A 5,435-nucleotide genomic window follows, 5' to 3' on the forward strand; every position below is an offset into this window, starting at 1 on the left:
GCTGGCCGACGTCGCGGATCATGACCTCGCACAGGGACGAGTCGAGGGCGGCCTGGTCCCAGCACAGCACGCGCAGCGAAGGCACGGTGGCCCACACCGCGCCGCGGTCCCCCGTCGAGGCGCTCACCAGCACGTGGTCGAATTCTTCGAGCAGGATCGCCACCAGGGCGCTCACCTCGTCGCCCGAGGCGCGGCTGGGGTGGTACGAGCCCACGCCAAGCAGCAGGCCGCCGGGCGCACCCCAGGGCAGGACGGCGGCCGCGGCGGCGGGCGAAGCTCCGTAGCGCACCACGTCGATCCAACCCTCGACGTCGGCGCGGCCGGCCCAGCGGGTGAGGTCGGGCGACAGGTCATCGCCGTCGACCACCGCGACGCGGCGGCCGCGGCGGCTCAGGGCGCGGGCGGTCATCAGCGCCGCGGCGGCGCGGGGCGCCGTCGCGTCGGGCGGGCCCAGGATCACGCAGACCCTGGGCGCGCCGGGCGCCTCGAGGTGGTCGGCAACGAAGCCGGCGAGCGCTTCGCCCGCGCTGAGCCGCTGCGCTTCCTCCCAGAACATGGGGCCGCTGTCCAGCCGCAACTCCTCGACCGCGAAGCCGGTCGGGTACAGCGGCAGCCCCAGGGGACCGTGGCGGACGGCCGAATCGCTCACGTGGCCTCCCGTCGGTTCCCGCTCAGGTGTTCCCAGGCCGCGCGCACGGCCGCGGCGACCAGCGGCAGGTCGTCGTCGCTCAGCGCCCGCAGGTCGACGGCCAGGCCCTCCTGCCCGATGCGGGCCAGCACCGCGGGATCCCCGGTGCGCAGCCGCCGATGGCAGCTTTCGATCTCCTCGCGGGGGGCGCGCCACTGCACCAGGCGCGTCGGCAGCGCGGCGTCGGCGGAGCAGCCGCCACCCACCTGGGCGAGGCCCGCGACGACCTCCGCGCGCCAGCCGGCCGGGGCGCCGCCGTCGAGCCGGGCGAGCAGGTCGCCCGCCATCCGCTCCAGTTCGGACTCCGTGCGCGTCAGGAAGGCCAGCGTGGGCACCGACCGCAGGTGCGCGCCTTCGAGGTAGAGGGTCAACGTGCCGTCGAGGGCCGCGAGCGTCGTCTTGTCGACGCGCAGGGCCCGGCGCAGCGGGTGGTCGCGCAGGCGGCCGACGAGGTCGGCCCGTCCCAGCACCAGGCCGGCCTGGACGCCGCCGAGCAGCTTGTCGCCGCTGCAGGTCACCAGATCGGGACCGTCGGCGAGATCCTGCTCCAGCGTGCGGTGGCCGGCCAGGCCCGCCCCGGCGACGTCGGCGAGTTGGCCGCTGCCGGCGTCGTAGACCAGGACGTGGCCTTCGCCGCGGCAAAGGTCGGCGAGGTCGCGCAGCGGGACCTCCTCGACGAACCCCTGCTGGACGAAGTTGCTGCGGTGGACCTTCAGCACCACCGCGCCGGGCCGCAGCGCCTCGCGGTAATCCTGCGGGCGGGTCCGGTTGGTGGTGCCGACCTCGGCGAGTTCGCAGCCGGTCTCGCGCAGGATCTCGTCCAGCCGGAACGAGCCGCCGATCGCCACGATCTCGCCCCGGGAGAGCACCACCCGGTTCGCGCCGGCGCAGGCGCGGATCGCCAGCCACAGGGCGGCCGCGTTGTTGTTGACGACCAGCGCGTCGGCGGCGCCGGTCAGCAGCGACAGCTTCGTCTCGACGCCGCGGCCGCGGTGGCCGCGCCGGTTGGCGTCGAGGTCCGTCTCGAGGTCGAGGTTGTGCCGCGCCGCCTCGGCGGCCCAGGCGATCGCACGCTCGGGGTGCAGGGACCGGCCCAGGTTCGTGTGCACGAGGATGCCCGTGGCGTTGATCACGCGGCGCATCGAGGGCCGCAGGACCCGCTCGTGCTCGAGCAGGACGGAGGCGACGGCGCGGCGCGTCAGGTCCTCGCGACCGGCGTCGGCGGCGTCGGTGACGTTGGCGGCATCGGCGGCGCGCAGGCGCGCGCGCTCCGCCTCGACGACGCGCTGCACGAGCCGGGTCACCCAGGTCCGCGCGCCCCCCTGCGCGAGGGCCGCGACCTCGGGATGCTCCAGGAGCAGTCCGACCGAGGGGAGTTGGCGCAGCGCGTTCTCGCTCATGGACCTGCCGTTCGGTGCCGGACACGACGATCGCGCCGGCCCGACGGGACGGCCGGCGTTCGATGGCCGTCCAAAATACCAGACGCCCCACCCGGTGTCCAGCCGCGGCCGCCGACCCGACCGCGGCTGGACACCCGGACGCGCCGCCCTTACCCTCACCGATGCACCAAGGAGGGTTCGGATGACCGTTCCGCGCCGGACGGCCCCGTGGGTCGTCCTGATCGCCGCCGCCCTGCTGGGGTCCTGCGCACCCCGCCGGACGGGACCGCCCGCGAACACGGGGTACCCGGAGCCCGCGCCGCCCGCCCCCGTCGCGGACGACGCGCCGCTGCGGGGGCGCCTCGTCCTGCTCGACCCCGGCCACGGCGGCGCGTTCCGCGGCGTGGTCGGCCGCGACGGCCTCGAGGAGGCGACGGTCAACCTGGACGTCGCCCTGCGCCTGCGGGACCTGCTGTCGGCCGCGGGGGCCGACGTCGCCTTGACCCGCACCGCCGACACCGACCTGCTCACGCCCGCGGACTCCACGGTCAACGCCGACCTCGCCGCGCGCGCGGCGCTCTGCGCGGCGCTGCGGCCCGACGTCTTCGTCTCGCTGCACCACAACAGCAACGCGCAGCTCGACCGCGCCCTCAACGAGACGCAGACCTACCACCCGGCCGGACGCGCGGGCGCCGACCTGGACCTGGCCCGCGCCGTCCACAAGCACCTGGTGCGCCGGCTGGGGATCAGCCCCGCGCGGATCATGGCCGGCAACTTCCACGTCCTGCGCGCGGCGACCGCGCCCGCGGTCCTGGGCGAGCCTTCGATGCTGTCGAACCCGAACGTCGAGGCGAAGCTGGCCCAACCCCGTTTCCGCCAGCTGGAGGCCGAGGCCTACTACCAGGGGCTGTGCGACTACTTCGCCGGCGGCGTGCCGTTCTGGACGGTCGTCAGCGACACCACGCTGCGGACCTGCGAGCACGTCGCTTGGCGCTTCGTGACCGACCGCACCGCCCCCGACGACGCGCCGCCGCTCGATCCGGCTTCGGTCTCGCTGCTGGTCGACGGGGTCGCGGCCGCGACGTCCCTGGCTCCGGCCGGCGACGTCCTGGTCTGGCGCCCCGACCGCCCCCTGGCCGACGGCGACCACCGCTGCGAGCTGCGCGCCCGCAACCTCGCCGGCCGCAGCGCCGACCTGACCTTCGTGCTGCGCCGCCGCACCACGCAGCGCCGGATCGAGTGCGACGCCACGACGGAGCAGGCGGTCGACGCCCCCCGCGCCCTGCTCCACTGGCGCGCCCTGGATCGCGGTTCGGCCGCGCCGCTGCGCGCGCCGACCTGGATCGACGTCGCGGACAGCGCCGCCGGCGCCCCTCCCCTGTCTCCCCTCGGCGCAGCGGAAGGCTGGCTGCTGCGCCCCGCCGCCGCCTTGCCGAACGGCGCCGCGGCGTCGCGCGCGCTGCCGCCGGGCGCGCGCTGGATCTGGACCGACGGCGGCGGCTGGACCGCCCGCCTGCTGCCCGGCATCGCGCTGGACGAACGCCGCGACGACACCTTCGTCGTGGACCGCCGCGCCCCCGCCTTCCCCGTCGCCGCGGGCGAACCGGCCTGGCTGGAGAGGCCCGGCTGCCTGCCCCTGCTGCTGGACGCGGGGCACCGCACACCCTGGCAGCCGCCGCACGCATCCCCGTCGGACACGCTGCGCTGGCGGCCGCTGATCCCCGCGCTCGTGGGCCGCCGGGTCCTGATCGATCCGCACGGCGACGCGGCGGAGCCCGACGGCCAGGGCCCCCTGGGCACGACGGGCCGCGAGCTGAACCTGGCCGTGGCGGAACGCCTGGCGGACCTGTTGCGCGGGGCCGGCGCCGATGCGCAGCTGACCCGCCGCGGCGAGGGGTGGGTGCCGCCGGAGGCGAAGATCCTGCAGGCGAACGCGCTGGACGCCGAGCTGTTCCTGACCTTGCGCCGCTCTCCCGACGGCGGCTGGAACCTCGCCCACCATCCCGGCAGCGTCGGCGGCGTCCGCGCCGCGCGCCTGCTGCAGGCGATGCTGACCGCGCCTGACGCCGCCTTCACCGCGACGATCACGGAGTCCTACGGCTACCTGCTGCGGCAGACCGCCTGCCCCGCCGTGGACGTGTCGCTGCCCTTGCCGGCGACGGTCGCCGACGAGGAGCGCTGGCGCGCGCCCGCCCTCCAGGCGTCCGTCGCCGCGTCGGTGTTCAACGCCGTCGCCGCCTGGTTCGCCGGCCACGAACTGCTCACCGACGTGAAGGACCCGCGCGAACTGCTGCGCGGCCACCCGTCGGCAACGCGCCTCGCCGCAGGTGCGGTTTGGATGCGCGTCGACGGCAACTGGCTCTGGTTGCCGCCCGCGGCGGGCGACCCGCCCGCGCGCCTGCCGCTGCCGGGTCCCGACCACACCTTCGAGGTGCACGTCGGCGGCGACTGGGAACTCCTGGTCGCGGGCGTCGACGGGGCCGGCCTGCCGGTCGTGAGATCGTTCCGGTCCGGGTCGTCGCGATGACCGATCTGGATCGGCGCCGCCGCGAGCGCGACCACGACCTGCGGCGGCGCTACGGCGCCGCCGTCGTCGCGGCCGCGCTCGTGCTGCTGGTGCTGGCCCTGTTCGGGCCGGACCGGGAACGGGTGCGCGAGCGCTGGGACTTCGCGGGCGCGCCGGGACCGCTGAAGATCATGCCGCAGATCTCGATCGACGACGGCAGCGATCCCGCGCACCAGGAAGCCGCGCGCCTGGCCAGGCTCGCCACGCCGCCGGTCCCGGACTACGTCGTGGAGCCCGACGAGCGGGGCACGCGGCCGGTCACCGTCGCGCCGCCCCCGACCCCGCCTGCTCCCGACGCCGGCGTGGAAGCCGACGTCGTCGACCTGCGCGACACCGTCGAGCTGAACCTGCCCACGCCGACCAATCCCTGCTTCCACCTGCTGCGGCAGATCTACCCGCGCTACCCCGCCGACGCCTCGCCCCTGGACCGGTTGGCGCCGGTGCTGACGGTCAAGGCTGCCTTCTTCGTCGGTCCCGACGGCACCGTGCAGGGCTCCTACGTCCTGGAGTCCGACGCCGGTCCGGAGTTCGCCGCCGTCGTGCTGAAGGCCGTCGACCGCTGGCTCTACGACCCGGACTTCGCCGTCTGCGCGGATCCCGCCGGGTTCTGGAACGTCCTGACCGTGACGTTCCACAACCCCCGGGTTCTGGACTGAAGATCGTCCCTGCCCGAGCGCTTGATGTGATGCGACTTGGATCCACAGATGCCACCGTGGCAGGGGTGTCTGCAGGTCTCCTGCGCCAGGAGGGCGCAGGAGACCAGAGGCCAAGCGTGCCGGGCACACGGGGTGCCCGGCACGCG

Annotated in this window: 4 protein-coding genes; 2 read left to right on the forward strand and 2 right to left on the reverse strand. The window is 75.6% G+C overall.

All coding sequences use genetic code 11. The features are described 5' to 3' along the window. Together Q7W29_07625 and selA are read right to left on the reverse strand one after the other, a co-directional pair. A partial coding sequence (locus Q7W29_07625; GenBank protein MDO9171683.1) for a hypothetical protein occupies positions 1-649 on the reverse strand: 649 nt, incomplete at its 3' end. Further along, positions 646-2,088: an L-seryl-tRNA(Sec) selenium transferase gene (gene selA / locus Q7W29_07630; GenBank protein MDO9171684.1), complete on the reverse strand. Its 1,443-nt coding sequence runs from the start codon at positions 2,086-2,088 to the stop codon at positions 646-648. The genes Q7W29_07625 and selA, both read right to left, overlap by 4 nt. Before the next feature lie 181 nt (positions 2,089-2,269). On the opposite strand from selA, the gene Q7W29_07635 reads away from it, so the two are divergent. Beyond that, complete coding sequence (locus Q7W29_07635; GenBank protein ID MDO9171685.1) at positions 2,270-4,594, forward strand: N-acetylmuramoyl-L-alanine amidase; 2,325 nt, start codon at positions 2,270-2,272, stop codon at positions 4,592-4,594. Beyond that, positions 4,591-5,289 (forward strand): hypothetical protein, encoded by a 699-nt coding sequence (locus Q7W29_07640; protein ID MDO9171686.1) that lies wholly within the window; start codon positions 4,591-4,593, stop codon positions 5,287-5,289. The genes Q7W29_07635 and Q7W29_07640 overlap by 4 nt, the downstream gene beginning before the upstream one ends. Positions 5,290-5,435 lie beyond the last annotated feature (146 nt).

This window comes from bacterium (assembly GCA_030654305.1).
In the GTDB taxonomy this organism is placed as follows: domain Bacteria; phylum Krumholzibacteriota; class Krumholzibacteriia; order LZORAL124-64-63; family LZORAL124-64-63; genus PNOJ01.

Excerpts from the sequence above, each read along its gene's own strand:
- selA (MDO9171684.1), bottom strand. The coding sequence starts at position 2,088 with ATGAGCGAGAACGCGCTGCGCCAACTCCCCTCGGTCGGACTGCTCCTG.
- Q7W29_07635 (MDO9171685.1), top strand. The coding sequence starts at position 2,270 with ATGACCGTTCCGCGCCGGACGGCCCCGTGGGTCGTCCTGATCGCCGCC.
- Q7W29_07640 (MDO9171686.1), top strand. The coding sequence starts at position 4,591 with ATGACCGATCTGGATCGGCGCCGCCGCGAGCGCGACCACGACCTGCGG.